Origin of the sequence: Streptosporangium sp. NPDC005286 (assembly GCF_040607515.1) — a bacterium.
In the GTDB taxonomy this organism is placed as follows: domain Bacteria; phylum Actinomycetota; class Actinomycetes; order Streptosporangiales; family Streptosporangiaceae; genus Streptosporangium.
Genome location: NZ_JBEXGU010000007.1, coordinates 1 through 25,932 on the forward strand (window position 1 = coordinate 1; position 25,932 = coordinate 25,932).

Genomic DNA, 25,932 nt, shown 5'->3' on the forward strand with positions numbered 1-25,932 from the left:
CACCGACGCGCACCTCGCCGTGCCTGCAACCCGCCGTTCGCGTCGGCGGTCACTCCGGACCGACTTGACGCACCCCGCCCATCGGATGTCTCAGCACCGTCTCACCGAACACCGTGTGAGCCTCCTCCCAGACGCAACCTCGTGACCACATCCTTCGGTGGCTTAGGTCGCATTCGCTCTACCGCCACGGCAGAGACCCCGGCAGGTTGATGTGATTGCTGCACAGATCTACTATGTTCTGATTCTCAAGAACTTATGGTGCATATCGGGAACTGTATGGTTCATAGCTCCGTTTACGTTTTGTTCTTCTCGCAAGCCATGCATCTCCCCGGAGGACGCCGCATGCTTGACCTCGGCGCGATCTTGGACGGATCGGTGGCCGTACCATTTGGTCTAGGACATATCCCCCTGTGGGCGCTTTTGGCCTGGGATGGCTTCGGGCTGATCGTCATGATCAAGATCATTTTGCGGTTGGCGCGACGAGTTAAAGGTAAACACCACAGCAAACCGGACTACAACAAACTTGCCGCCCGTGGCAGCATACTCGGCGGCTTCGGCCAAGTCGCGAGCACTATAGTCGCGCTGTGTGCGGTTATCGTCACTATATGGATTTGGCAGGAGCAGGCTGCACAAGCGGCTGGACAGCGCCTGGAAGAAGCGCGACTACAAGCGCAGCAACGCTTAGAAGAGGTACGGCTGCAGGAGCAGCAACGCCAAGAAGATAAAATGCATGGCCATGCGCTCTTCGTCGCGCGTGTGTCAGTGATCTCTTATAGCGACCCCGGCGGAGTAAAGATCGTTGTACGCAACGCGAACCCCGTTAACACTAGTGTCCTCGTATTGTCCCTGGTGGGAAAAAAGAAAAAGCGGCAAAATGTTGAAGTCGTCACACCCCCATGCACTCAGGCATCTTTCGTCATGAAGGCTCCAACCTCATGGACCCCAGTAGTGCGCAAAGGTGGATATGACTGGTTCCCTGCGGCTGATCCATCCCTTTTGCAGAAGAGTTGGATCTTTGACACTTATGGCAGTGCTGATGGAAAAATCTATTCCGTGCGCGCCCCTGCTATTCATGAATCCATCAGCTGCTCTAGTTGAACTGTGCGACCGACAGTGATTGTTTACGCCTGAGTCTGGGTCTCCTGCTTTAGGCGTTCGTAGGGAATTTGGCCGTCGAGGTCGCCGTGAGGTCGATGGTAGTTGTAATAATCCTCCCGCTCGCGTAGTCCATATCCGGTACATGTTCGGTGATTGACCACAGCCGCCTACGACAGACCTCAGCTGAGGTCAGCACTTGGTCCTCCTACACCTTTGTTGTGATATCTCTGAAGATCGGGCTTACAGTTCTCTTAGAATGCGGGGTTGCGCTTCTTGGGAGGAAGGACATCGATGGGTTCAAAGGTTACAGTCAAGCACAATCCTCCTACCCTTTTTTTGCGTTTGGTGCGCCTAGGCCTACAGCATTTGACAGACGGCGAACCGAGGGTGCTTTTTGAAGGAACCTTCGAAGAGGCAGGTTTTCTGTCAGAAACGGGCTGGCCTGTTGTAGCCGAGCCTTCAGCAGGCGCCCTCTCATTGAGAGCCGCAGAGCTCTCTACACAAGGGGCCGTCCTCTTGATCCCGTCATGGGAGCGGATCGCGAAGGAATCCGGCAGGAGAGGGCGTTTTACCCAATTTCGCTATGAAGATACATTGAGCTATTTACGGCCACACGACGCTAACTCCTCGATTGCTGTGCTGCTACCTGCGGCAGCGCTTGTTTCCGAAGCACCAATGGCAGCGGCGACACGAGAGGCAGTAGCCCAGAGTTGGGACACAGTTGCCGTGCTTTATGGGCAAGGCGCGCTGCCGTCGATTCATCATAGTTTTATAACCGCAGCACTCTTCTTGCGAGCACGCCAGTCAGTTACTCCACCCATGCGGATATACCGAACTCCATTAAGAGGGGAGTCTGCTGCGATTGAAGCCGATTTTCGGCAGCTTTTGCAACGAGATGGCGGACGGGTCGATCATGGGTATATTCTTCGAAGTATTCCCGAGCCACACGTAGGGCTGGATTTTAACCGCCATGACCCGGTGATATTAGTTCGTCGAGATAGTCTTGCCGACTTCGGTAAAGTTGTTTCGTTGGGCGACCTTTATGAATTTCCAAGCTCAGTTCACATCACTGAGATAGATAATACCAAAGGTCAATGCGGAGCAAACGACATCGGCGCCACTCGCCTCTTGCGCGGCCGCGAGGTTGGCAGCAACGGTCTCATAATACCGCCTGACGAACAGACGCAGTGGGTCAAGATTCCAGAAGAGCGCCTACTCGCAGCCGGAGATTTAGTAATGCGGAGTATATATGGACATGGAGACCCGGGTGGCCTGATCGTCGCTCCTGTTAACATAAGTGACCTTCCTGCCGCAGCCAGTGACATGGTGATCGTACTTCGCCCACGGACGGTCCTCACTTCCAGACAAATTGAATTCGCCACGATGTTTCTGCGGACACCCTTAGCTCGGACATTGGCTGGCGTCACCGGTCTCCATGTTCGGCGTTCTGCTCTCGCTAAGCTACCGATTCCTCAGCCAGATCAGGATCTTGCTGAGGCGTTGGACGACCTCACTTTAGCTAAAGAACATCTAGAGTCATGGCGGGCAGAGGCAGAAAATCTTCTGCAGTCGGTATTTCTTGACGAGACACCCGCCGCTGCCCGCGCCCGTGTAATCGAGTCAGGTAGAGCCCTTCGACTGAAAGTAGAGGCGGCGTCCCTGCTCGATGATCTCGGCTACACCGTCCGGACACGCTTCCCTTATCCGATCGCCGCTCGCTGGCGGGAGGCCGAGGCCCTCCAAAGTGCTGAGCCGTCTACGGAAGCCTACGGGGCAGTTCTAGAGACCGCCGAAATTCTGTTGTGCTATGCCGCGCTGCTCGCTCTCGCCCTTTCGCGTGAAGAGGGCATTGAACTCGGTGCCGTTCAAGCTGTCAAAGAAAAGCTAAAACGCGGCAGCAGCGGCCCGGGGATGGGTGACTGGGCAGCAATTCTCCTAGAGACCGCGACGAGCAGGAAATTTCGGTCCCTACCGTCCACACATCCGCTCAACGATCTGCGCGGTCTACTTTCAAGTAAAGATGCCGAGGCCGCCCGCCAACGCCTCTCTCAGCGCCGCAACGATCAGGCCCATCTTCGCCGAGTCGATCAGCTCGACCTACCCTCAGCAATATACGCCTCATTCGAAGACCTCAAGGTTCTCGTTGACGCAGCCCGATTTTTAACAGATTGGCCCCTTGTTCAGGTGACCGGCGTCCGATGGGACTCCCTTGCGCGGACTGCCCGCATCGATTATCGCGAACTCATGGGAGATCATCCTGTTGTACCCACCAAGACCGAGTGGCACCCTGACAACGATTTAGAAATTGGCAGCCTCTATCTGCGAGGTCACGAACGCCGGCTCCACCTTCTCAGACCATTCCTGACTAGCCAGGTCTGCCCCGTCTGCCGCGTCTGGTCCGTTTTTCATGTGGACCGAACTCCCAATGCAAGCGTTACTCTAAAGAGCCTGGAGAATGGCCATATTGCGGAGAACGCCTTGCTTATCCATGCCGTCCGCGCCGTCGGCCTCTTATAAACCTCATCAATTTCTCAGTTCAGGTCCGCTGGACCTTCCGGCTGGTATGCATCGATGATTGATGACTACTTAGGCCACCGCTAGTGGTTTATCTTCGATGACATCTGGGCTGCCACCCACCTAGGATCTGGCCGCCTTGCTGCATCAGGGTCCTCACCTGGAGTCCTCATTGCCGTCGCAACCGTGAAATCGGGGAATGCGCTAGAGGGACGGTAATGTCAAACCGCGGGCTTACTGGGTGCGGGAACATGCTTACCTGATGCGATCTCTCGTCCGCAGCCCGAGACAGATCAAAATCCGTAGCATATACGGAACGGATCGACTTGACGCACCCCGCCCATCAGATTTCTCAGCCCCGCCCCACCGGGCACCATAATCCGTTGTGTGATGTCGAGTGTCTGGCTTGACCTGTCACTACTTTCTCTCTATACGGGATACCATCTCTCGTACAGGTGGCCAGGTGGTTCGGAACGCGCACTCTTCTTATTATTGCAGTCATCACAAAGCAACTGCAAGTTAGTTGCATCGTTAAGCCCGCCTTTAGCCAGCGGAACGATATGATCAAAATTGGCGTGATTGATCGGCGTGTGAAGTGTTCCTAATTGTCTTTGGCAGTATGTGCACATGCCGCGGTCCCGGAACTCAACAGCGCGTTTTGCCCATGATGGTATTCTCTGCCGCTTCAGAGTCGATGCATAGGTCCCATGCTTGAATAGTTTCGAAGTGTCGAAGTCTTCATCAAAAGCGGCGTTCGTCACGTACATCGCCAGGAGCTTATGAAGGTGCGCGAGGAATGATCTGTTGCCGAACATGACGTAGAATATCTCGTCGGACATCCTATCGAGAAGGAGGTCCAGGCTCGGCTCGGCAATCTGTAGCTCATTCCAGTAGTTGCCATAGTCATCATTAATGGCAACGCAGTTGCTGTCGCAGCTCTTGTGATCTTCTGATCGGACGTGTCGGTGAAATCCGGGCGGCAGCGCTGGCAGATCGCAAGCTTCTCTGTAGTCGTTGAACGTCATGAATTCGAGTTCATATTCTTCGAAGGCGGCCTCGATGGGGAGGACCCATACTGCTTCATCATACAGTGGTGCACCTTCAAATTTTTGTACATCGCTTGGGACAAGTGTCACGGGCGTCATCATGTGGTTATAGAAATTATGCCATATTATGCTTCGTGCGAATCGGTGGAGTGCACTGGTCTTTTGAAAAGGTGCAAGATAGGATTGTATTCCGCCATTTACAAATATCTCCTCCAGGTCATGTAGGTAGCCAAAAGGGTTGGATGCGATTCTGTCGATGGTATTTGCAAGTAGGTATGTACGGTGGAAGCGGTTGTCTGCAAAGTCTCTGCTACGGTCACGCACGGTAACGATCATTTCATGAGAGACGTAAGTCGGGTACCGGCCGATTCTGTGGTGGGGTATGAGTAATTACTCATCGGAAGTAGGCTGCTCCTTCAAGCGATCTACGTTGATCCAATAGGTGTTGCGGAGTCGCGTGTAGTCAAAATCGCCGCCTTGTGGAATTCGATGTACTGTGAGCAAGTCGTGGCGCTCAAGTTCTTTGCGAGCCCGTGTCCATGTGTCCGGAGAGAGTCCATATGCATCGCGCCTATACTTGGGGACATATCGCGCTTCTTTGTAGCCTCCTTGCAATTCCATAAGGACGAAAAGGAGCGCTAAGCCAGTAGCGGATAAGTCGAGCAACCATCCTAGTGTCCATAGCTCGACAGGAACCCCAACGTAACGACCCTCTTCTGAAGCGCGGATGTACTCTCTTCCATCTCCTTCGGCGCTTAGCAATGTGATCATCGGTGGCAGCCCGGGGCGCGGCTGAAGCGAGATGTACTTGTTGGTGTGCAACCACTTGAGATTGCTACTCACTCGTCGAGGGCCGGTGTCGGGAGACAGGGCTAGGAGCCTGGCCCACATGCTGGGTGTGGGGCTGGATCGCAGGTTATAAGGCTTCCCCGTCGCCATCATGGTGATGCAGAGGTAGAGCTTGAGGCGCACCTCACCTCCTCTTCCTCCTTGGATGAGTCGGGCTAACGGTGGGCACTCTCCCTCCTTGCTCTTAACGAAGAAGGGAGGGAAGGGGACGTTCCCTGACCGTTTCGCCTTGGCGGCTGCACTCTTCAGAAGCTGGAGGGCAAGCCCCCGGTGCTCATCGGCAGACACGAAAGTTCACCTTCCTGAAGGAGAAAATGGGGTATGGGGGTAACTGGGGATACGGGGGTCCTTGGCTGTACTCTCCCTTTCCTTTGAGATGGTCGCATAGCACCGCCACCATCGCTAGAAGCCTTCGCTACAAGCGTTATATATGACCGCTACAAGCGTTCTTTGTGTCATCTGCTAATGCATTCCATGCCCTTTGACCTGGTCTTTTGTCTCTGCCACCCTTCGATTAAGAGTGATGGTGCTGACGGAGAGGCCGCAGTCACCGGATCGCGAATCGGACATTTAACGCTCTCCGGTCGAGGGGATGCGTTGTGCGAGAGAGTGGAGGGGCGTAGTCATGAGACGTAATATTGGACACAGTCAGGATCCAGCAACACGAGGACTTTGGCTGGCAATCATCGTTTTAGCTGGTGCGATGGTGGCGACCCTGACATGCCTGGTTTTCCAGGTGCTCGGGGTTGACTTGCCCGCCGCCCTCGGAACGGGTGGTGCAGCCTTTGTGGCGACCATGACTCTTGGCATCGCCGTCCGGAAGTACCTCACCGACTAGATCAAGGCGAGGTTGTCGTTCATCGATCCTTGACGGTCTCACCGAGGCTTCGTCGTGCAATATGCGTGCAATGATCATGAATTTCATGGCGATGCAACATGGCTACGCCGCAGGTGGGAGGCTATTCCTCTGCCGGAACGGCCATGGCCTGTAAAACCGTCGGCTCAGCCTACGCAGGTTCAAGTCCTGCACCTGCCACACCAGCAGAAAAAGCCCTCTCATCAGCGGAAACGCGGTGCGGGGGCTTCTTCATTTCTGATCTACGACTCCCCGTGAGTCCCTGTGATTCCCCGCCGTTTCCCGTGAGATCTGGCACGCCCGTGGCGCGTGATCAAGCTCCGGCTTCCACCCCACCCGCTTACGGTCCTGATGTTGGAACGTCGATCATCCCGGAGCCGAAGCGCCCCCGCCGGAGGCATGGTTTCAGGGGTTGCATCCTGTACCGGGGTACAGGCTTACCGTCGGACTGTAGGGATCGCTCGCATAAGGGACAGGCGGTCTTGATACATGGAGGGCTCATGGAATGGGCACCGGCTGAATGCACGCTTCCGGCCGAGGAACGGCCATTGCGAGTGGCGGAGTTCGATGAACTGTTCGCTTCCGCACTGCGTGGACTGGAACGCGTGGGACCGACTCACCTGCGGCTCACCCTCGATGATGGAGCAGAAGTAGAGAGGACCGCGCGTGACCTGACGGCCCGTGAGACGGGTTGCTGCTCGTTCTTCGCCTTCGCGCTTACTCCTGGTGGTGATGGCCTGGCCCTGGATATCGAGGTCCCGGCGGTGCACGCGAAGGTGCTCGACGGGCTGGCGGTCCGGGCGATCAAAATGGCTCCCCGGGCCGCGTCGTGAACGGGGAGTGGCTGCGTACCGGAGAGGTCGCCGAAGCGGCGGGGGTCAATGCTCAGACGTTGCGCTACTACCACCGGCGGGGCCTGTTGCAAGAGCCGCAGCGTAGTAACGGGGGCATCGGCTGTATCCGCCGGAGACCGTGACCGTCCTGCGTGTGATCAAGGTGGCGCAACGGCTGGGCTTCACGCTGGAGGAGGTGGCCGACCTGGTTGAGGCGGCTGCGCATCGTCACGGCAAGTCGGATAGTGGTTTGCAGGCACGGGCGACAGCGAAGCTCGCCGAGGTGGAACAGAAGATCGCCGACCTTCAGACGATCCGCGACACGCTGGTTCAAGCGGTGGACGCCGGGTGTGATGACCTGGTGGCGTGTGCGGTGAGTTCGTGCTGCCCGTTGCCGTTCTCCGGCCCGGCGGACGGGGGCCGGCATGTCGACCTCAACTGATCCTGATCAGCGTAAGCGCCTGCTCCCAGCTGGTCTGACGGGCTTGGCCGCGTTGGCCTGTGCCGCGTGCTGTGCGCTTCCTGTGCTGCTGGCCGCCGGGGTGATCGGGGGCACCGGGGCTGTCGCGCTTACGGGCGTTATGCCGACAGTGGCGCTGGTCCTGGCGGGCGTGGCCGTGCTGGCTTGGGGGCTGGTGTGGTTCCTGCGCAGGCGGAAGCAAACTACTGGATGCGCGGGTGGAACTGGCTGCGGCTGCCAGAGTACGGGCGCTCATCGGCCCACCGAAAGCGATCCCCTACAGTCGCAGCTGTGACTGTCGCTCGTTCCCTCCTGCTGTTCGTGGTGGCCGCGCTCGCCGAGATCGGCGGTGCCTGGTTGGTCTGGCAGGGAGTGAGAGAACAACGTGGGCTGTTGTGGGTCGGGGCTGGAGTCATCGCCCTGGGCCTGTACGGCTTCGTGGCCACCTTGCAACCGGATGCCAACTTCGGCCGCATCCTGGCCGCCTACGGTGGCATCTTCGTGGCCGGATCCCTGGCCTGGGGCATGCTCATCGACGGGTTCCGCCCTGATCGATGGGACGTCATCGGCGCCGTGGTGTGCCTGATCGGCGTCGCCGTCATCATGTACGCCCCGCGTTGATAGTCAGAGTTGAGCTAAGCCATGGCACCTCGAACGGAGGCATAGAGGGCATCCGGCTGATCAGACCTCAGCAGCTCGTCCGGTACGGGTGAACAGCATCCCGATGAGGGCGATACCCATCCATGCGGCTAGGTAGGCCCATGCGGCGTTCGGTGAGACCAGGGTCCACAGCAGTCCGGCAATGGCGCTGGCGGCGAAGTTGCCCAGGGATTGGACAGTGGCCAGCAGGCCGAAGGCTGATCCACGTAGGTCGGTAGGGGCCAGGGCTGCGACGGCTGCGTGTTCGGCGGTCTCCACGCATCCGATGGCCAGACCGGCGGCGATGAAGGGCAGGGCCAGCAGGAGGTAGCCGGCGGTGTCGAAGGCCAAGGCGGCGTAGGCGATGCCGAACAGGGTGATTCCTGCGGTCATGACGAGGATGGGGCCGCGCTTCCCGAGTCGGTCGGAGGTGTGTCCGGCGGGGATGGATGCCAGGGTCGCGGCGATGTTGTAGGCGACGTACAGGCCCAGGGCGATGCTGGTTGCTGCTTCGATGCCGTGGGCGGGGGTGAGAAGCTCTGTGGCTCGCAGGATGAGCAGGGTGGCGGCGACGTTGCCCACCTCGAAAGCGGTGATCGCTCCGAGGAGACGGCCCAGGTCCCCGCGTAGAACGGGCCGGATACGCAGCCTGATCGGGATGCGTTCGCGTACGGCCGGCTGGGCGGCTTTTCGGATGGCGTAGATGATGGCCAGGGCGGCGAGGATGCCGGGAATGACGGAGATGAGGATTGCGGTCCGGACGTTGAAGACGGCGACCAGGCCCAGGGCGAGAAGTGGTCCGCCAATGGCTCCAAGGTTGTCCATCGCGCGCTCGAACCCGTACGCCCGGCCGTAGGCATTGGCTGGAACCAGGTCGGCCAACAGGGCGTTGCGGGCGGGGACGCGTAGACCTCGGGCGAACCAGGCTCCCGCGCGTAGGGCTCCGGCCTGCCAGATGTTGGTGGTCACTCCCAGCAGTGAGGAGAGAACCGCGGTGGTGGTGTATCCGCCGACTGCTACGGTCCGTCGTCGTTGAGGGTCGTCGGCGAGTGCGCCACCTGTCAGGCGGCCGACTCCGGCCAGAGCATCGGCGAGACCTTCGATGAGGCCCAGTGCTGCGGCGGGCGCTCCCAACGTGGTGGTGAGCAGGCTGGGCAGGAGGGCTGTGGGAACTTCGTGGCCGACGTCGGCGAGGAAGCTGGCGCTTCCGATTCCGGCGACTCCGGGGTTCATCCATCGCTGCTCTGGGAGGTTGGGCTCACTCGCCGAGGGCTCAGGCATGAGCGTCAGTGTGTCGTAAGCCGGTGTGCTGTTCTTCGGCAGATCCGATTCTTGCGGTGAGCGGAGCGGCCGGCGCCAATGCGAAGCATCCCGAAGGGGCCGCGAAGCGGTTGGGGCCGACGCCTACGTGCTCTCTGCTCAAGATTCCAGAACACGGTTGTGAGCGCGAGCGGCGCGAACATCCATGTGAGCATGCCCCTGACTGTGCTCCCTGCCCCCGCATCCTGCCAAGAGCCGCCTCCGGCGGGGGCCTCGGCTCCGGGATGATCGACGTTCCAACATCAGGACCGTAAGTGGCTGAGGTGAGCCTGATCTTCCCGCCTGCCACGTCCCAGGCAAGCCCAACATCTCGACTCCTCCGGATCAAGGCCGTCTGTGACCGTTGGCATCACGGCCGAGGAACGTCTATCGGCCGGCGTACACGCGAAGACGGCCTTGATCCTCCGTCCCCGAGCTGTTGCCCCTCCGGGGTGGGACGAGGCAGACGGGAAGATCCGGCGGGTGGTTGCTGTCGGTTGTCACCGGTTGAAATCGCTGCTGAGGTAGCCGTAGAACAGTGAGAAGGGGCTATATCGCGTCCGACGTTCTTCGCGAAGAAACAGGTAATTCGCTACAACGTGGCCCGCGAAGTGATCGCCCCTGACCGTGAAGACGTGGCTCTCGGAACTGTTGTGGGCGCCAATATCTCGCAGAACGGCACTCGCCGTGGGGCGATCCGCCACGTCGACGACAAGACCGCCGTCCATAAAGGTGGGGAGCTTGATCGCGTCTACAGGCTTGAAGAGGAGCTCGACGTGAAGTTCGTCCGGCTCGAATTCGGTTCGCAACACGAGCCCGCTGTGGGTGGGCACGTAGCTCCAAATCCTGAAACGGCGATGCGGAAAGGTGAGGGGGAGCCCAAGCTCGCCGGGGTACCTATCGTGGCTCACCTGGAGAGCCCATCACGACAACACCCGGGCGGCAAGCGGCGAAGAACGCGCCCGAGCGGTCTGAGTCTCCTACTGCAACCAGTACTGCAACAACCACACACCCACACCCGCCCTCACCGGTCGGCGGCCAATGGTTCTGATAAGGAAGTGGTCATGAAGGTCAGGCCGTACCACTCGCGTGCCGGTAAGGCCGGGTAACAAGGGGGACTCACGGGGACTCACGGACAGGGCCACACCGCCTCCGACCTGCACCGCGGCAGTTCACAGGGGCGCGTACCGAGATCTTCCAATCTGGCTGCGGGGACACGGTGATGACATTTCACCAAGGCAGCTGTGACACGATGCTTCCTGTGTATGGCTGGCCGTACGATGTAGGACAGTTGATTCCGTCTCCGCAGTTGGTCGCTGCCTGGTATGAACTGGAAATCTTGCCTACCGATCGAGTCCCCATGTGGGCCGCTCATTGGCTCGTCCAGGACATGGATGGGGAGACGTTGCGCATTCTCGCGGGGCTTGACGGGCGCGATCCGCACGAGGTGCGCGATGTGCTGGTCGAGGCTCTCGCGGATACGGACACCGCGATACCTTCCAGGTCCGACGCCGTGAAGACTGTTTATGTCGACATGGCGCGGTTGTGCCTCGCAGGCGACGGTGGTGAACATTGGGTGGTCTCGGTGATCGAACGACTCATGATCACTTGGAATTATCCCGATGAGATGCTCACACCACCACTTGGCGCTCTATACGGGCTGGATGACGAATGGGGAGAAGGCTGGGGGCGCACTGAACCACAGTTGATCGCCGTCGTCCGAGCCGCTTGCGCCGAGCAGATAGCCCTCGTCGAATCCTGATCAAGAGGGCTTCTCCCTTCGGTTCCTCGTTGCAGTTCTAGTTGCAATCCAACGTCATTCACTCCCGTTCCAGGCGGACCACCAAGTCGTGTTGGTCCAGGTTGAACTGATCGGGACGGGCAAGATCAGAGCTGCTAATGCGGTCACCACGGGCGACAGGCCAGTGCGCTTCCGAATAATCAATGTCGGTCGTGACAGCTACACCCAAGACACCTGGGACAACATCCCTGAGGGCAAGAAGTGGCTCCACCGGCGGAACGTGGACGGCTTTCTCTGGTCTCAGGACCTGGTGGACGCGCTGAACCCGAAATTCTTGCAACTGATCTCCCCTGGAGCGGAGAGAACATCCACCAAGGATCGATACGACGGCGTCCCTACCACCCGATATGACGGCTCGGTGAAGGTCGGTAGCCTCGGCTCGCGCAGGACCGGGATCTACTACGGTCCCAGAGATGGGCGCTCGGTAGGAAGCCGCATCAAGTGGAAGCTCTGGTTGGGCCCGGACAACCTGCCCAGGCGCTTCCAGGCACAGATCGTCACTGGTCCTTACGGCCCAGAACGGGAAGTGGACATCGTGAGGATGAACGTCCTCTACAAGGGGTGGGGAACCCCTATCCACATCACAGCCCCGTCCAAGAACCTCGTAGCCGAAGCCGACTGAGCCCATCATCCAGCTCGTGCCTCGTCTCAGACCTTGATGGAATCGACTTCCTCTAGTCCGCAGGTGTGGGTTCGAGCCCCCAGGCATCATGCTCCAACAGCCGCGATACAATATGTGTGCAATGATCTTGAAGGCGTTTTCCTGGGTCGTTCCGGGCTTTCCGAGCGGTTCACGAGCGGAAGGCGACCCAGGGAACGCCAGAGGGTCCCGGACAGCTTCCGGGACCCTCTTAGTACGGTGAACACCTCAGCCGACCAGCGCGTCACCGAGACGACGTGGTCAACGTCGCGCAGCGGAACAGCGTCTACCAGACGATCGACCGGCTGCTCCGTGCCGGACTGATCGCGGTCCGCGAGACCTCGTGCGAGGAGAACCGCCCGGAGCGCACGGACTACGAGCCGACCGAGGCGGGCAGGGAAACGCTGCGGTAGTGGACGCGGACGATGCTGAGCACGCCCGCTCGCGAGTTCCCCGCCGCGCTCGCCTTCGTGGTCGTGCCGGCGCCCGGCGAGGTCGCGGCCGCGCTGGAGGAACGCGTCGCCTCCCTGGAGGCGCGACTCTCGGACCTCGACGTCGATCTGGCCGCGACCGCGGAGTTCCTGCCCCGGCTCTTCCTCGTGGAGTCCGAATACCAGCGGGCCATGGTCATGGCCCGCTGAACTACGTCCGAGGTCTCGCCGACGATCTGCGCGCGGGCCGGCTCGACTGGAACCATCGCCTCTGACCCGCTCCCAGCTTGAAGACGGGAGCGCCCTCCGGCGGGACCCAGGATCCGGCACCCGGGCCGGGAGGGAAGATGATGTCCCGCCCGGCCCGTACGCGCGTCGGCTCCAGGTCATGTTGATCTCACGATGCCGGGATCCCCGTACCCGCGGGCGACGTCAGCTGAAGGTCAGGGCCGGGTAGGCGAAGAGCATCACGGCGCCGAAGCCGAGCTTGAGCACCGCGTCGACGACCCCGAACACGGGGGTGGGCACCTCGCGCGCCAGCCGCAGTCCGACGAACGCGTTGATCGCCGTCAGGACGCCCAAGATCGTGATCAGCGGACCGTGGGCGAGACCCATCGGCAGGAAGTGCAGGCCGACGACGAAAAGGATGCTGAGGATCAGCGTCCGCTCGTCCGCGTCCTTGTTCTTCGTGAGGACCAGATAGATCAGGCCCGCCTCGATGACGAAGGAGCCGACGAGCCCGGCGATGTGCGCGAACGACGGGCTGCCGAGGCTCGGGAGCAGCGCGCTGAGGCCGCTCGCGGTGAATCCCGTGATGAACCCGCCGATGAGGAACTGGATCCAGTACTTGTTGAACGCCCAGCTTCCCAGGAAGCCCAGGCCGACGAAGACCAGGAAGAGGCCGCCTCCGCGGATCAATGGATATGGATGATCTGCGATGAATACGACAATTGACGACATGTAGGCTCTAACCTTCCCCAAAGGTAAAGATCAGACATTATTGCAGAACGGTGATCAATGATGAGGCCGTCGGCCGGGCGCGCTTCCGGGGCCTGATGTTCACCTGCGAGATCCGTCGGCGGTATGGCGCTGGCCGGAGTCGCTCGGGCTGCCCGGCGGGGGACTTCGACCACGGCGGCGATCGCACCGGCCGGTACCGCACGGCCCCGGCCGACGCGGACAGCCGCATCTCCTACGCCGACTTCGCGATCGCGCTGCTCGACGAGATCGACACCCCGAAGCATCACCGTACGTACCTGGGCGTCGAGCAGGGCTGACAGGGAGGCCGGGCTTCACGGTGGCGTGCAGGGCAGGCCACGGCTCGCACGTGTCCCACCGCCTCGTACGGCGGCGCGGTGAGAGGCGGAGAGCTGGGAGAATGGGCGGATGACCATACGTGTCCTGATCGCCGACGACCAGGAGATGGTGCGGCGCGGCCTGCGCCGCATCCTGGAGAGCCAGCCGGACATGACGGTCGTCTGCGAGGCCGCAGACGGGGTGACCGCGGTCGAGATGGCCCGGAGGTTCCAGCCGGACGTGGCGCTGGTCGACATCCGCATGCCGAGAATGGACGGGTTGGAGGTGACCAGGTTGCTCGCCGGTCCCGACGTGGCCACCCCGGTCCGTGTCGTCGTTGTGACGACCTTCGACCTCGACGAGTACGTCTATCCGGCGCTGCGCCACGGCGCGTCCGGGTTCCTGCTCAAACGGTCGGGTCCTGCCCTCCTGATCGAGGCGGTCCGGGCCGCTGTGGCGGGGGACAGCCTGATCAGCCCGTCCGTGACGGTGCGACTGCTGAAGCACGTCACCGGATCAGGACCGGGGCAGGGGCCGCTTACCGAGCCGCTTACCGAGCGGGAGATCGAGATCGCCGGTCAGGTGGCCGAGGGCAAGACCAACGCCGACATCGCCGCCGAGCTGTTCATCTCGCCGGGCACCGTCAAGACCCATGTGGCGAGCGTCCAGCGCAAACTCGGCGTGCGGAACCGGGTCGGCATCGCCGTACGCGCCTGGGAGATGGGCTACGCCCGTCCCCGATGACAGGGCCCTGCTTCTGCGAGACGAGGCGGAGCGTCGAAGATCGTCTGGCATGCGATACGGGATGGCCGGGTCCCCAGCCGGGACGGTAAATATCCAGATTTATCAAGACAACGCTGGTCGATAGCGCTGCGTACGCTCACATTCATGACCCGAAGCCGGATCCGCGCCTTCCTGTGCGCCATGGTCGTCGTGATGGTGCCGGTCCCGGCCGTACTCGCGCCTCCGAGCGCGCTCGTCGTCGCCTGCTCGGCCACGCTGGCCATGGCCGCCGCACTGTCGCGCTGGCCGTACCGGGGGATCACGCTCGCCGGGGCGGCGGGCTTGGTCACGGTGGTCTCCTTCGCCGTCGCATTCGTCTACCAGGGACGGCACCAGTTCGTCGGGCTCTGGCTTCCCGTCGAGATGTGCGCGTTGCTGCTCCTCCTCGGGAGGGTGGTACGGCGGCTGCCGGGATGGCAGGCGGCGGTGATCGGGGCATCCCTGGGCGTCGCGGTCACGTTCGAACTGCCCCTGCGCCTCACGCTGCGCATGCCCAACCCGACGGCGGAGACGTCGATCCTCGTCTGTTTCATGTCCTTCTTCCCCGTGGCGGTGGTGGCCGGTATCGCGCTGTACCTCAGGTCTCTGGACGACCGGCGGGTGCGCGCGGTGGCACGGGCACGCCGGGCCCAGCGGCTCGACGTGGCCCGGGACCTGCACGACTTCGTCGCCCACGAGGTCACCGGCATCGTGCTGGAGGCCCAGGCGGCGCAACTCGCCGACCAGGATCCGGAGGGGGCGCGGGCCCTCGCCGTACGCATCGAGGAGGCCGGGCTGCGGGCGCTCGCGTCGATGGACCACATGGTGAGCGCGCTGCGCGACCCGGACGAGCGAGCCGCGGCGGAGCCGCCCCCGACCAGGATGTACGGCCTGGCGGACCTGCCCGACCTGGTCGGCCGGTTCTCCGCGACGGGAGGGATCCCGGCCGAACTCCAGCGGGCCGAAGAACCGGCCGATGATCGGAGCGGTGCTCCGGATAGTGATCCGAACGGCGAACGGCCGGAGAAGCCGGCCGACGAGACGGCCGGAACGCTGCCGCGAGAGATCGAAAGCACCGCCTACGCCGTGGTGCTGGAGGCGCTGACCAACGTACGGAGACACGCGCCCTCGGCGACCCGGGTGCTCGTCTCGACCGTCCGTGCCGCCGATTCCGCACTGGAGGTGTCCGTCGTCGACGACGGCGGCGTGGCCGGTGCGGGCGTCCTCACGGTTTGGAGGGGAGGGGCGGGCGGCGACCGGCGCGACCGCCCGCAGGCATTGACGGGGAAGGACCGGCCTGGCGGGGGTACCGGCCTGATCAGCCTGGCCGAGCGGGTCGAGGCGCTCGGAGGCACGCTCACCACCGGCCGCCATGGGAAGGGGTGGCAGGTCAGAGCAGTTCTACCGGTGCCGAACGCCCGGACGGGCCCTGACTCTCCTTCGCGCGCCGTGACGCTGTAGGTCCGATCAGGGGGGGGGCGGGGACCCGCCGAAACGCGTGCCGCGCCTCCAGCGGCACGGGCGTGGGGAAGGCGCCGGATATCTGCCGAACGGCAGATGTCACCGAGCGCCGAGAGGCTGGATCCTGCTCGGGATGCCCAATCCCCACGCATCGGAGGATCTGATGATTACGCGCAAGACGATGACTTGTGCCCTGGTGGCGTTCGTGGCCGCGGCGGCCCTCACCGGCTGCGCGGACGCCTCGAACGCGACACCGCACCAGACGACCTTCCCGTTCAGCGGCAGGACGCTGGACGTGCGGGCGCACGAAACCCCGACGGACCTGGTCGCGGCGGACAGGAAGGACATCAAGGTCACCCTCTGGTTCGACGTGAAGGGCACCAATCCGTCGTCGAGCTGGTCCCTGGACGGGAAGACGCTCAACCTGCGGGCCGACTGCTCCGGGTGGGCCGACTGCTCGGCCCGGTTCAGGGTCGAGGTGCCGCGCGAGGTCAAGGTCCTGCGCGACGGCCGCAAGACGGACCTGCGCGGTACGCCCTCGGCCGGCAAGCCTTCCACCGGCACAGCCGGCACGGGCGCCGCCGCCGCCTCCACCGGCGTGAAATGACCCCGAACTACACCGAACTACACCGATGAAACGGATAAAACGGGTGAACGGCACATCGCATCACGCGGCGACGACGGGCACACCGATGCTCGAACTGGTGGATGTCTCCAAGGTCTACAAGGGAGGTAAACGGGCCGTGGACGGCATCTCCATGCGTCTCGGCGCAGGACTGCTCGGTCTCCTCGGCCCCAACGGGGCGGGGAAGTCGTCGCTGATGCGGGTCGCCGCGACGGTCACCCGCCCGACTCGCGGAAAGGTCCTTTTCGAGGGGACGGACGTCGTGTCCCGGCCGGACGCACTCCGCGCGGCTCTCGGCTATCTGCCGCAGGACTTCGGCGTCTATCCCCACCTGACGGCCGGGGAGTTCCTCTCCTACCTGGCCGCCGTCAAGGGGTTGTCGGCCCGCTCGGCGCGGGTGCGCATCGGCGAACTGCTCGAACTGGTCAACCTCACCGAGGCCGGTCGGCGGCCCCTGGGCGCGTACTCCGGCGGCATGTTGCGCCGGGTCGGGATCGCCCAGGCCCTGCTGGGCGATCCCCGGGTGCTGATCGTGGACGAGCCGACGGCCGGGCTCGACCCGGAGGAGCGGGTACGGTTCCGCACCATGCTCAGCGACCTGGCGGCGGACCGGGTGGTGCTGCTGTCGACGCACATCGTCTCCGACATCGAGTCCGTGGCGTCCGACATCGCGATCGTGGCCCGGGGACGGCTGCTACGACGTGGCAGCCCGGAGGAGCTCCTGAGGGAGGTGGACGGCCAGGTGTGGGAGGCGGTCGCCGGGCCGTCCGACGCCGTCGCCATGCGGGAGCGGTACGTGATCAGCCGCATGATCCGTACGGCGGGTGGGACGCGCCTCCGGTTCCTGTCGCCCACGCCGCCGGGAGGCGACGCCGTACAGGTGGCGCCCGACCTGGAGGATGTGTATCTCGCCGTCATCAACGGTCCCGCCGCACGGGCTCCGCAGGCCGTGGGCACCGCGGGGGGCACAGGTGGACGGGCGGTGACCCGGTGACCGCCCGGGCGCCGATCGCGCTCGCCGTCGCCGACTTCCGGGAGCGGGTACGGCGTCCCGCGTACGCGGTGACCCTGCTGGCGGCGGTCGGCCTCGCCTGCCTGGCCGTGCCGGACGCGGGCTCCCACTGGGTGATCATGGATGTCGGGGGGTACCGAGGCGTCTACACCAGCGCATGGATCGGAACGGTCACCGCCCTCGCCGGCGCGTTGTGGCTCACGATGGGCGGGTTCTACGTCGTACGCGACGCGATCGCCCGCGACGAGCGCACCGGTGTGGGGCACATCCTCGCCGCCTCGCCGCTCCGCACATCGGCATATCTGATCGGGAAGTTCCTCAGCAACTTCCTGGTGCTCGCCTCGATGGCGGGCGTGCTCGCGGTGGCGGCGCCGCTGATGCAGTTCGCGCGGGGCGAGTCCGGCGCGCTCGATCCGATCGCGCTGCTGCTCCCCTTCGCGCTGATCACGCTGCCCCCGCTGGTGCTGACGGCTGCGGCGGCGGTGCTGTTCGAGACCGTGCCGCTGCTGCGGGGCGGCGTGGGGAACGTCGTCTGGTTCGTCGTCTCGATGGTTCTGCTGATGGGAGGACAGACGCGGAACGCTCCTCTCGGGGGCATCGGGGTGCGCCAGGCGGCCGAGTCGATGCGCGCCGCCCTGGTCGAGCAAGGGATCGGCGTCAGCGGCCGGGAGTTCAGCCTCGGCCTGACGTCCGTGGCCGAGCCGTTGCGCACCTTCCGATGGGACGGCTTCACCCCCGACGCGGCTTTCCTGGAGGGTCGGCTGGTCCTTCTCGCGGTGGGGATCGCCGTGGCGCTGCTGCCCGCGCTCTGGTTCGGCAGGTTCGATCCCGCGCGCGGTCCCGGCACCGTGCTGTCCGAGCCGGGCAAGGCCCGGGAGGGGGCTCAGGACGAGATCCTCGGAGACCTCCCGCGCGGTGTCCGGGGAGAGCCCGGCATGGGCGGACCCGTCGGCCGTCCCGGGTTCCCGGTGACGATGACGGCGCCGGTACGTGGCCGGGCCTTCTGGCGGCTCCTCGCGGGTGAGCTGCGCGTCCTCCTTCGGGGCGTCTCGCCGTGGTGGTGGCTCGTGGTCGTGGCCGTGACCGTGGCCGGTTTCGCCACTCCGGAGCCCGCGACGCTGCTCCCTCTCGCCTGGGTATGGCCGGTGCTGGTCTGGTCCCGCCTGGGCACCCAACGAGTCGAACACGGCCTGGAGGGGCTGCTCGGCGCCTACCCGACGATGCGGCGCGGGCTTCTGGCGGAGTGGGTGGCCGGGGTGGCGCTCACCGTCGTGACCGGGATCGCGCCCGCGGTGCGGATGGCGGCCACGGCCGACTGGGCCGGGGCGGGTGCCTGGGCGGGGGGCGCGCTCCTGGTTCCCGCGCTCGCGCTGGCTCTCGGCGTGGCCTGCCGTACCCACCGGGTCTTCCAGGTCGTCTACCTCGGCCTGTGGTACCTGGCCTTCAACGGCGTCGCGGCGCTGGACTACATGGGCGTGGTCAAGTCGGGAGGGCTTCCGGCCGGGCCGTCGCCGCTCGCCGTGGGCGGCCTCGCCCTACTCCTGGTGTGCGCCGCCCTGGCGGTCCGTACGGCACGGCACGCCGTGAGGTGATCCGGCATCCCACCTGGTCGCGCGATATGGGTGGAATGTAACGTTAGGTAGCAGTGGGGGTGCGCTATGAATAAGATCATCTGTGTTGCGGCGCTCGCCGCGATGACCACGCTCGCCACCGCCGGCGCCGGACACCCGATGGACGGCGTGGGCAAACAACAGGTCAGCCGGGAGCAATATCGGATCCTCCTCAACCAGTGCAGGTACGCCGATACCAGCGCCGCCCGGCGGGAGTGCCGCGCGGAGGTCCGGCGGACCTACATCATCGGGGCGAGAAACCCCGGCCTCGACTGCCGGACGTACTCCAGCATCACCGTGTGCGGCGAACTCAAGCTGAGCAAGAGCGAGAAGCAGTGCGTGCAGGACTCCGTGCGGAGCGGCCTCACCTATCGCCGCTCCGAGGTGGAGTGCTACGCGCTGAACGGGGGCGGCAACTGAACCGGCGGTGGGACGGTCGCACATCACCTGCGGCCGCCTCGGCGGCACAGGTACCGATGACACTTTCCGAGGTCGTGATCAGGTACTCGCAGTCTCGTGACAGGAGTCGATAGCGGCCCAGGTCAGGGAGTGGATCCCGACCCGGGTCCCGATCGTTTCCGAGCCTGTTCGGTCTTACGGTTGGCGGCATGGCCCGAAGCCGCCATGCGGGGGCCGAAAAGCCGAAAACACGTTGCAGGAGAAGACTGGGACGCGGAAGGCTCCCGGCGTGAAGATGCACGCCAACCAGCTGACGGTGACCCCGGAGACAGTGCGCACCTTGGTAGATGAGCAGTTCCCCGAGTGGCGGAGACTGCCCATCACGGGCATCGCCGCCCATGGGACGGTCAACGCCATCTTTCGTATCGGCGACCGTTTCACAGCTCGGTTCCCTCTACAACCCGAGGACGTCGACTCGACGCGACGCTGGCTGGAGTCCGAAGCGGAAGCAGCCCGCGAGCTGGCAGGTCGCACACGGTTTCCCACGCCCGAGCCGGTCGCGCTCGGTGAACCCGGCGCGGGATACCCGCTTCCGTGGTCGGTGCAGACTTGGCTGCCCGGCGTCGTGGCCACCAACGAGGACCCGGGCGAATCTATCGCATTTGCCCACGACCTGGCCGATCTCATCAATGAGCTGCGCGCACTCGACACGCGTGGCCGATCGTTTGCCGGCAAGGGCCGGGGAGGCGACCTTCAATCCCACGACGCGTGGATGGAGACCTGTTTCAAGCACAGCGAACAACTCCTGGACGTTCGCCGGCTTCGCCAAATGTGGAAAGATCTTCGAAGTCTGCCGCGCGAAGCAGCCGACATGATGACCCATGGTGATCTCATTCCTGGCAACGTGCTCGTGTGCGCTGGTCGGCTGGCCGGAATTCTCGACGTCGGCGGCTTCGGACCGGCCGACCCTGCTTTGGATCTCGTGAGTGCCTGGCATCTGCTCGAAGCCGGGCCGCGGCAGGTGCTCCGCATGGACCTCGGGTGTGACGACCTTGAATGGGAGCGAGGCAAAGCGTGGGCCTTCGTACAGGCGATGGGGGTCGTCTGGTATTACCTCGAAACCAACCCGGCCATGAGCAGGATGGGCCAACGCACCCTGGAACGCATCATGGCAGACAAATCGCTCGCCTGAGCTTGAATGATCTGGATCATCCTGCGGGCTTCTCATCGGCCACATCCCGCGCTTGGATCTGCTTGTTGATCGCATCGGTGATCACCGCGTCCGCCCCACGTACGGCGTGTTGGTAGATCATCGCCGCCCTCAGGTTGTCGTGCCCCATCCGGGCCATGAGGTCCTTGAGCGGAGATGCCCGGCGCCGAGGCGCTGTGGACGAACGACGCACGCTGCGGCCTGTCATCGACGCCCGGCTATCGAACCGTTGTAACCGAGCCCGCGCGCATCTCCAGAAAACGATTCCACGTTGTCCGATTTTGTAGCCCCGGCGAGTCAACTGGAAATCCTTGGCCGGACCGTTGAAACAGCCAGGTCACCGAGGGGTGTGCGTAATTTCGTGTTCACCGCGGGGTTCGAGATAGGTCCTATGCTGGCGATCCATTTGGGCCAACCGAAAAGGAAGGACTGTCCAGCGTGCCAAGAATCTCGATTGGCTCTCGCGGACGAGCAGGCATCGTCACCCTCGCGATAGCGGGCCTCGTCGCGATAGGAGTGCCGGCCGCATATGCCGAGCCGGCCGCCGACGACAGCGTCTCGGTCACGGTCATGAACACGACCGACCTACACACCCACCTCTTCAACTGGGACTACTATGCGGACAAAGCAGACACGGGGCGTGGCCTGACCAGGGTCTCCAGCCTCGTCGAAAAGGTCCGGGCCGAGAAGGGGCGAGACCACACGCTGCTGCTCGACAACGGCGACACGATTCAAGGCACGCCGCTGGGTAGTTACTACGCCAGGACCGAGCCGATCACCAAGGGCACGGTTCACCCGATGGCCCAAGCGATGAACGCGCTCGGCTACGACGCCATGACCTTGGGCAACCACGAGTTCAACTACGGGATCGAGACTCTGCGCACGTTCGAAAAGCAAGTCGACTTCCCGATACTCGGCGCCAACGTACACGACTGGAACAGCGGCGAGCCCGCCTTCACCCCCTACATCATCAAGACGATGTCGATCGAGGGGCGCGATCCGATCCGCGTCGGCATCCTCGGTCTGACCACACCTGGCTCCGCCATCTGGGACAAGTCCAACGTTGAAGGGCGACTTCGGTTCAACGGGATCGTCGAAGAGGCGAAGAAGTACGTACCGATCATCCGCGATCAGGGTGTGGACATCCTCGTCGCCTCCGTCCACTCCGGCACCAGCACGGGCTCATCGTACGGCGACCAGATCCCATTCCCCGAGAATGCCTCCACGCTGCTCGCCCAGGAGGTCCCCGGCATCGACGTGATCATCGCCGGGCATTCTCACAACGAGATCCCGCAGCAGCTCGTCACCAACAAGGCCACGGGTAAGCAGGTGCTTGTCACCATGGCAGGCTCCTGGGGCAAGGCTCTTGGTGTCATCGACATCGATTTCGCGAAGGTCAACGGTCAGTGGAGCGTGGCCTCGAAGTCGTCCAAGCTGCTGCAGGCGAGCACCGTGGCTGACGACCCGAAGATCGTCGCCTTGACGAGCGCGGCACATCAGAAGGTGGTCGACCACGTCAATGGCGTCATCGGGCAATCCCCTGAGACGATGCCAATGCGTGAGGCCCACTACAAGGACGTGCCCGCGCTGGACTTCATCAACTACGTCCAGGCGGAGGTCGTGAAGAAGGGGCTCGCGGGCACCCCCGAGGCAGCCCTCCCGGTCCTCTCTCTGGCCGCGCCTTTCGACGCCAAGGCCGTCATCCCCCAGGGAAACGTCACGATTCGTGACATGGCGGGAGCGTACATCTACGACAACACGCTGATCGGCGTGAAGATGAACGGCGCCCAGATGAAGGACTTCCTGGAGTGGTCGGCGAAGTACTTCAAGCAGGTGTCGACGCCCGGCCCGTTCAAGCCGGGGACCGTGGCCGGTAACGGCCCGGCCTACAACTACGACGTCGCAGGGGGGTTGACCTACGACATCGACATTTCCCAGCCCGCCGGACAGCGCATCGTCAACCTCTCCTACGCCGGGGCGCCCCTGGACCCCGCCAAGGAGTTCGTGGTCGCGACCAACAACTATCGTCAGAACGGCGGTGGCAACGCACCCCACATCGCCAGTGCTCCGATCGTCTTCAACCCACTGACCGAGGTGAGGGACGAAATCATCGACTGGGTTGTGAAGCACAAGACCATCGACCCGGCCGAATTCGCAAAGGTCGACTGGCGTCTGGTGGTCCAGGGCCAGCCGGTCCTGGTCCTGGACACCGTCCCCACCCTGACCCCCGATTCCACCGCACTCAGCTTCGGAAAGCAGCGGACAGGGGAACGAAGCGAGCCGATGGCGGTGCGGTTCACCAACACCAGCCAGTCCACGATCACCGTCAACTCCGTCGAAGTGCCCTCGGGCTTCGTCGTTTCCGATGACACGTGCAAGGGCCAGCTGGCCTCGGCCGCCTCCTGCGACGTGTCCGTGGCGTTCCAGCCGACCGCCAGCACGACCTACACGGGAAACGTGGTCGTCGACAGCAGCGCCTCCAACAGCCCGACCACCGTGGCGGTCAGCGGCACCGGATTCGGTGTGGAGTTCGGTGACTCCGACGGGCTACCCGACATCCTTCAGCGTGGCAGGCCCCATACCGCGAAATTCACCGTATGGGTCAGCACCGAGTTCGCCGGCGCTGTCGCGAATGTCACGCCTCAGTACGGCCACGTGAAGGGGTGCGATAACGTGCAACTTCGCGCCGGGCAGACGAACGAAATCACCTGTACGGTTCAGGTGGGTGTCAACGCCGCCGGAGTACCCTCCGAGGACAGAAGCCAGACCACGTTCACCCTCGTCGTGACGCCGAAGGCCGGAGACTCTTACTCCCACACCTACCGGCACACCGTCCGCTGACGTACCTGTCGCGCTTTCAACGGGAGCGGCGACCGCTCAGCTCGTAGCTGGGCGCATCACAGCTCGGCGCCGGTGGAGCCTCATAGCTCCACCGGCGCCAACTGACGTGCCTCCCCAAGGGCCCCCGGCCCTGCGCGGCGCACGATTCTGACCAGCCTCTCAGCCATCTACGGCTCTTACGTTGGAACGTCGGTCGTCCCGGAGCCGGGCGCCGCCGCCGGAGGCGCGCTTTTCCTGCGCCCGCGTGCGATCAGCCAGAGGATCCACGCTTGGAACAGTCCGGTGACGGTGTACATCAAAAGAGAGATCGTCGGGTTGAGTGAGGCAACTGGCAGGAAGATCAAGAGCTGCGAGGTCGGGGAGGTGATCGCGAGCAGCACCAGTGCCTCCAAGCCCTGGCTGCCCGGTTGGCGGGTGCTGATTTCGACGTAGCTGGTTGCGGCGATGACGAGCAGCGCGTAGGAGCCGGCGATGACCAGGGCGAAGGTGCCTCGGTCGTATCGGGAGACATAGCGGCTCACGGCTCGTATTGGTCGCATGATCCGGAGTCTGCATCGTCTGGGATGTGCGGGCTTGAGTACAGGTACTTAGATGACGATGGGGGGACTGTCGCCCACGGCCGCACGCCCGGACGACGGGCGGTGGGAGGGCCGTGCGGCGGCGTGGACAGTCCTCGTGCTGCGGCTTCTCGTTGCGGCAAGCGGGGAAGCCGCAGCATCGGCATCACGTCCGCGAAGAACGTTCAGGCACTCTCGCTTACCTCGATGGCGGCCGCGGGGCAGACGGCGGCGGCTTCACGCACCGTGGTGTGCAGGTTTTCGGCCGGTTCGGACTCCAGCAGGATGACGATGCCGTCGTCCTCGCGCTGGTCGAACACCTCTGGTGCGATCAGCACACACTGGCCCGCGCCGCAGCACTTGGCCTCGTCCACGGTGACTTTCATGCGGGGTTCCTCTCTGGCCGGCCAGGTGTCACCGGCATTCGTACGCGCGTCGTGTTGGCCCACAGGAGCGGCGTCACCAGTGCACCGGGACTTCGCGCAGGCCGCCGACCACCAGGCCGTCCACCCGCTGCAGTTCCTCCGCCGGGACGGCCAGTCGCAGGGACGGCAGCTTGCGCAGCAGCACCTCGAGCACGACCTGCAGTTCGGTGCGGGCCAGCGACTGGCCCAGGCAGGAGTGCGCGCCGGAGCCGAAGGCCAGGTGGGGGTTCGGGCTGCGGCTCAGGTCCATGTCGCCGGCGCCGTCGAAGACGCTCTCGTCGCGGTTGGCCGCGGCCATGCTGCAGATCACCGTGGTGCCGCGCGGCAGCACCGTCCCGTCGACCTCGGTCTCCTCCTTCAGGTAGCGCGGCAGGCCGAAGCCGGAGTTGGCGTCAAACCGTAGCGACTCCTCCACCGCCGAACGCACCAGCGACGGGTCGGCCAGCAGCCGTTCCCAGCGGGCGCGGTCGACCAGCAGCATGGAGACCATCTTGCCGATCATGTTCGCGGTGGTCTCGTGCCCGGCCACCAGCAGCGCCATCCCGGTGACCAGCAGTTCGACGTCGGTCAGACCTTGCCCCTCGGCGGCGCTCTCCTTGATCAGCGCGCTGAGCAGGTCGTCGCCCGGCCGCTCCCGCTTGGCGGTGACATGGTCGGACATGTACTGGACGAACTCGGCCTGCGCCGCGTCCATTTCCGCCTGGCTGTAGCGGGTGAGATTGAGCAGCGCGTCGGACCAGTGGGCGAATCGGTCCCGGTCGGCGGCGGGAACTCCGAGCAGGTCGCAGATCACGTACACGGGCAGCGGGAAACCCAGGGACGCCTTGAGGTCGCCGGGCCCGCCGCGCTTGACCATGTCGTCGATGAGCCGCTCGGCGATCTCCGCCATGACGGGCCGCAGCGCGGCCATGCGCTTGGCGGTGAAGTACTTGCCGACCAGACGCCGCCACCGCTGGTGACCCTCCCCGCTGTCGGGGATGATCTGGGCCATCTCGGTGTTGAACACCCCGCCGGATTCGTTGTCCGACAGCCGGGCCGCGTCGGGTGCGTTCAGCAGGCGGGTGAAGCGCGGGTCGGCCAGCACCTGCTTGACGTCCTCGTAACGGGTCAGCAGCTTCGCCTCGTCACCGCTGGGCAACGTGATCCGCGCGACCGGGCACTGCCGGCGCAGCTCCGCCCACTCCGCCGGCGGCTCCAACGCCGCCTCACTGGGCATGGGATAGCTCAGGACCTGCTCGTTCTGGCTCATCGGCTTCTCCTCGGAAGGG

Annotated in this window: 27 protein-coding genes; 19 read left to right on the forward strand and 8 right to left on the reverse strand. The window is 63.7% G+C overall.

Going from position 1 to position 25,932, the window contains the following annotated elements; genetic code table 11:
* Window positions 1-342 precede the first annotated feature (342 nt).
* Together ABZU75_RS04460 and ABZU75_RS04465 are read left to right on the forward strand one after the other, a co-directional pair.
* Window positions 343-1,098 carry a hypothetical protein gene (locus ABZU75_RS04460; protein WP_355549423.1) on the forward strand — a complete coding sequence of 252 codons (756 nt, stop codon included), beginning with the start codon at window positions 343-345 and terminating at the stop codon, window positions 1,096-1,098.
* Window positions 1,099-1,389: 291 nt separating this feature from the next.
* Window positions 1,390-3,615 carry a hypothetical protein gene (locus ABZU75_RS04465; protein ID WP_355549425.1) on the forward strand — a complete coding sequence of 742 codons (2,226 nt, stop codon included), beginning with the start codon at window positions 1,390-1,392 and terminating at the stop codon, window positions 3,613-3,615.
* Window positions 3,616-4,040: 425 nt separating this feature from the next.
* Here ABZU75_RS04465 and ABZU75_RS04470 read toward each other — a convergent pair whose 3' ends face one another.
* Complete coding sequence (locus ABZU75_RS04470) at window positions 4,041-4,982, reverse strand: HNH endonuclease (RefSeq protein WP_355549427.1); 942 nt, start codon at window positions 4,980-4,982, stop codon at window positions 4,041-4,043.
* 1,881 nt (window positions 4,983-6,863) lie between these two features.
* On the opposite strand from ABZU75_RS04470, the gene ABZU75_RS04475 reads away from it, so the two are divergent.
* From ABZU75_RS04475 to ABZU75_RS04490, 4 genes are all read left to right on the forward strand, one after another.
* Window positions 6,864-7,196: a hypothetical protein gene (locus ABZU75_RS04475; RefSeq protein ID WP_355549430.1), complete on the forward strand. Its 333-nt coding sequence runs from the start codon at window positions 6,864-6,866 to the stop codon at window positions 7,194-7,196.
* Complete coding sequence (locus tag ABZU75_RS04480; RefSeq protein ID WP_355549432.1) at window positions 7,193-7,339, forward strand: MerR family DNA-binding transcriptional regulator; 147 nt, start codon at window positions 7,193-7,195, stop codon at window positions 7,337-7,339. The genes ABZU75_RS04475 and ABZU75_RS04480 overlap by 4 nt, the downstream gene beginning before the upstream one ends.
* Window positions 7,336-7,638, forward strand: a complete 303-nt coding sequence (locus ABZU75_RS04485; RefSeq protein ID WP_355549434.1) for a MerR family DNA-binding protein — start codon at window positions 7,336-7,338, stop codon at window positions 7,636-7,638. The genes ABZU75_RS04480 and ABZU75_RS04485 overlap by 4 nt, the downstream gene beginning before the upstream one ends.
* A gap of 309 nt (window positions 7,639-7,947) precedes the next feature.
* A complete protein-coding gene (locus tag ABZU75_RS04490) occupies window positions 7,948-8,277 on the forward strand; it encodes a YnfA family protein (protein ID WP_355549436.1) in 330 nt (109 codons plus the stop codon).
* Window positions 8,278-8,337: 60 nt separating this feature from the next.
* Here ABZU75_RS04490 and ABZU75_RS04495 read toward each other — a convergent pair whose 3' ends face one another.
* Window positions 8,338-9,576, reverse strand: coding sequence for an MFS transporter (locus ABZU75_RS04495; protein ID WP_355549438.1), 1,239 nt, complete (start codon window positions 9,574-9,576; stop codon window positions 8,338-8,340).
* A 518-nt stretch (window positions 9,577-10,094) separates the two neighbouring features.
* Window positions 10,095-10,406: a hypothetical protein gene (locus ABZU75_RS04500; RefSeq protein ID WP_355549440.1), complete on the reverse strand. Its 312-nt coding sequence runs from the start codon at window positions 10,404-10,406 to the stop codon at window positions 10,095-10,097.
* A gap of 410 nt (window positions 10,407-10,816) precedes the next feature.
* On the opposite strand from ABZU75_RS04500, the gene ABZU75_RS04505 reads away from it, so the two are divergent.
* From ABZU75_RS04505 to ABZU75_RS04520, 4 genes are all read left to right on the forward strand, one after another.
* Window positions 10,817-11,356 carry a hypothetical protein gene (locus tag ABZU75_RS04505; RefSeq protein WP_355549442.1) on the forward strand — a complete coding sequence of 180 codons (540 nt, stop codon included), beginning with the start codon at window positions 10,817-10,819 and terminating at the stop codon, window positions 11,354-11,356.
* Between the two features lie 88 nt (window positions 11,357-11,444).
* A complete protein-coding gene (locus ABZU75_RS04510) occupies window positions 11,445-12,017 on the forward strand; it encodes a hypothetical protein (protein ID WP_355549444.1) in 573 nt (190 codons plus the stop codon).
* A 275-nt stretch (window positions 12,018-12,292) separates the two neighbouring features.
* The gene (locus ABZU75_RS04515) at window positions 12,293-12,448 is read left to right on the forward strand and encodes a hypothetical protein (RefSeq protein ID WP_355549446.1); all 156 of its coding nucleotides are present in this window, start codon (window positions 12,293-12,295) and stop codon (window positions 12,446-12,448) included.
* A gap of 12 nt (window positions 12,449-12,460) precedes the next feature.
* A complete protein-coding gene (locus tag ABZU75_RS04520; RefSeq protein ID WP_355549449.1) occupies window positions 12,461-12,676 on the forward strand; it encodes a hypothetical protein in 216 nt (71 codons plus the stop codon).
* A gap of 222 nt (window positions 12,677-12,898) precedes the next feature.
* Here the strand turns inward: ABZU75_RS04520 and ABZU75_RS04525 are convergent, their stop codons facing one another.
* The gene (locus ABZU75_RS04525) at window positions 12,899-13,384 is read right to left on the reverse strand and encodes a DUF6609 family protein (protein WP_355549451.1); all 486 of its coding nucleotides are present in this window, start codon (window positions 13,382-13,384) and stop codon (window positions 12,899-12,901) included.
* Between the two features lie 92 nt (window positions 13,385-13,476).
* Here ABZU75_RS04525 and ABZU75_RS04530 point away from each other — a divergent pair, with 92 nt between their 5' ends.
* From ABZU75_RS04530 to ABZU75_RS04565, 8 genes are all read left to right on the forward strand, one after another.
* A complete protein-coding gene (locus tag ABZU75_RS04530; RefSeq protein ID WP_355549453.1) occupies window positions 13,477-13,743 on the forward strand; it encodes a hypothetical protein in 267 nt (88 codons plus the stop codon).
* Window positions 13,744-13,852: 109 nt separating this feature from the next.
* Window positions 13,853-14,506, forward strand: coding sequence for a response regulator transcription factor (locus ABZU75_RS04535; RefSeq protein WP_355549455.1), 654 nt, complete (start codon window positions 13,853-13,855; stop codon window positions 14,504-14,506).
* 144 nt (window positions 14,507-14,650) lie between these two features.
* Window positions 14,651-15,985 carry a histidine kinase gene (locus ABZU75_RS04540; RefSeq protein WP_355549458.1) on the forward strand — a complete coding sequence of 445 codons (1,335 nt, stop codon included), beginning with the start codon at window positions 14,651-14,653 and terminating at the stop codon, window positions 15,983-15,985.
* A 163-nt stretch (window positions 15,986-16,148) separates the two neighbouring features.
* Window positions 16,149-16,592 carry a hypothetical protein gene (locus ABZU75_RS04545; protein WP_355549460.1) on the forward strand — a complete coding sequence of 148 codons (444 nt, stop codon included), beginning with the start codon at window positions 16,149-16,151 and terminating at the stop codon, window positions 16,590-16,592.
* 43 nt (window positions 16,593-16,635) lie between these two features.
* Window positions 16,636-17,604 (forward strand): ATP-binding cassette domain-containing protein, encoded by a 969-nt coding sequence (locus ABZU75_RS04550; protein WP_355549462.1) that lies wholly within the window; start codon window positions 16,636-16,638, stop codon window positions 17,602-17,604.
* Window positions 17,601-19,214, forward strand: a complete 1,614-nt coding sequence (locus tag ABZU75_RS04555) for a hypothetical protein (RefSeq protein ID WP_355549464.1) — start codon at window positions 17,601-17,603, stop codon at window positions 19,212-19,214. Before ABZU75_RS04550 ends, ABZU75_RS04555 begins: the two co-directional genes overlap by 4 nt.
* A 66-nt stretch (window positions 19,215-19,280) precedes the next feature.
* A complete protein-coding gene (locus tag ABZU75_RS04560) occupies window positions 19,281-19,652 on the forward strand; it encodes a hypothetical protein (protein ID WP_355549466.1) in 372 nt (123 codons plus the stop codon).
* A 274-nt stretch (window positions 19,653-19,926) separates the two neighbouring features.
* Window positions 19,927-20,823 carry an aminoglycoside phosphotransferase family protein gene (locus ABZU75_RS04565; RefSeq protein ID WP_355549609.1) on the forward strand — a complete coding sequence of 299 codons (897 nt, stop codon included), beginning with the start codon at window positions 19,927-19,929 and terminating at the stop codon, window positions 20,821-20,823.
* Window positions 20,824-20,839: 16 nt separating this feature from the next.
* Here ABZU75_RS04565 and ABZU75_RS04570 read toward each other — a convergent pair whose 3' ends face one another.
* Window positions 20,840-20,971, reverse strand: coding sequence for a hypothetical protein (locus ABZU75_RS04570; protein ID WP_355549468.1), 132 nt, complete (start codon window positions 20,969-20,971; stop codon window positions 20,840-20,842).
* Between the two features lie 440 nt (window positions 20,972-21,411).
* Here ABZU75_RS04570 and ABZU75_RS04575 point away from each other — a divergent pair, with 440 nt between their 5' ends.
* On the forward strand, window positions 21,412-23,682 hold the full coding sequence (locus tag ABZU75_RS04575; protein ID WP_355549470.1) for a 5'-nucleotidase C-terminal domain-containing protein: 2,271 nt from the start codon (window positions 21,412-21,414) through the stop codon (window positions 23,680-23,682).
* A gap of 176 nt (window positions 23,683-23,858) precedes the next feature.
* On the opposite strand, the gene ABZU75_RS04580 is transcribed toward ABZU75_RS04575, so the two are convergent.
* From ABZU75_RS04580 to ABZU75_RS04590, 3 genes are all read right to left on the reverse strand, one after another.
* Entirely contained in the window at window positions 23,859-24,203 is a 345-nt protein-coding gene (locus ABZU75_RS04580; protein WP_355549472.1) for a hypothetical protein, read from the reverse strand.
* A gap of 221 nt (window positions 24,204-24,424) precedes the next feature.
* Window positions 24,425-24,625 (reverse strand): ferredoxin, encoded by a 201-nt coding sequence (locus tag ABZU75_RS04585; protein WP_355549474.1) that lies wholly within the window; start codon window positions 24,623-24,625, stop codon window positions 24,425-24,427.
* Between the two features lie 73 nt (window positions 24,626-24,698).
* Window positions 24,699-25,913, reverse strand: coding sequence for a cytochrome P450 (locus tag ABZU75_RS04590; RefSeq protein ID WP_355549477.1), 1,215 nt, complete (start codon window positions 25,911-25,913; stop codon window positions 24,699-24,701).
* Window positions 25,914-25,932: the final 19 nt, after the last annotated feature.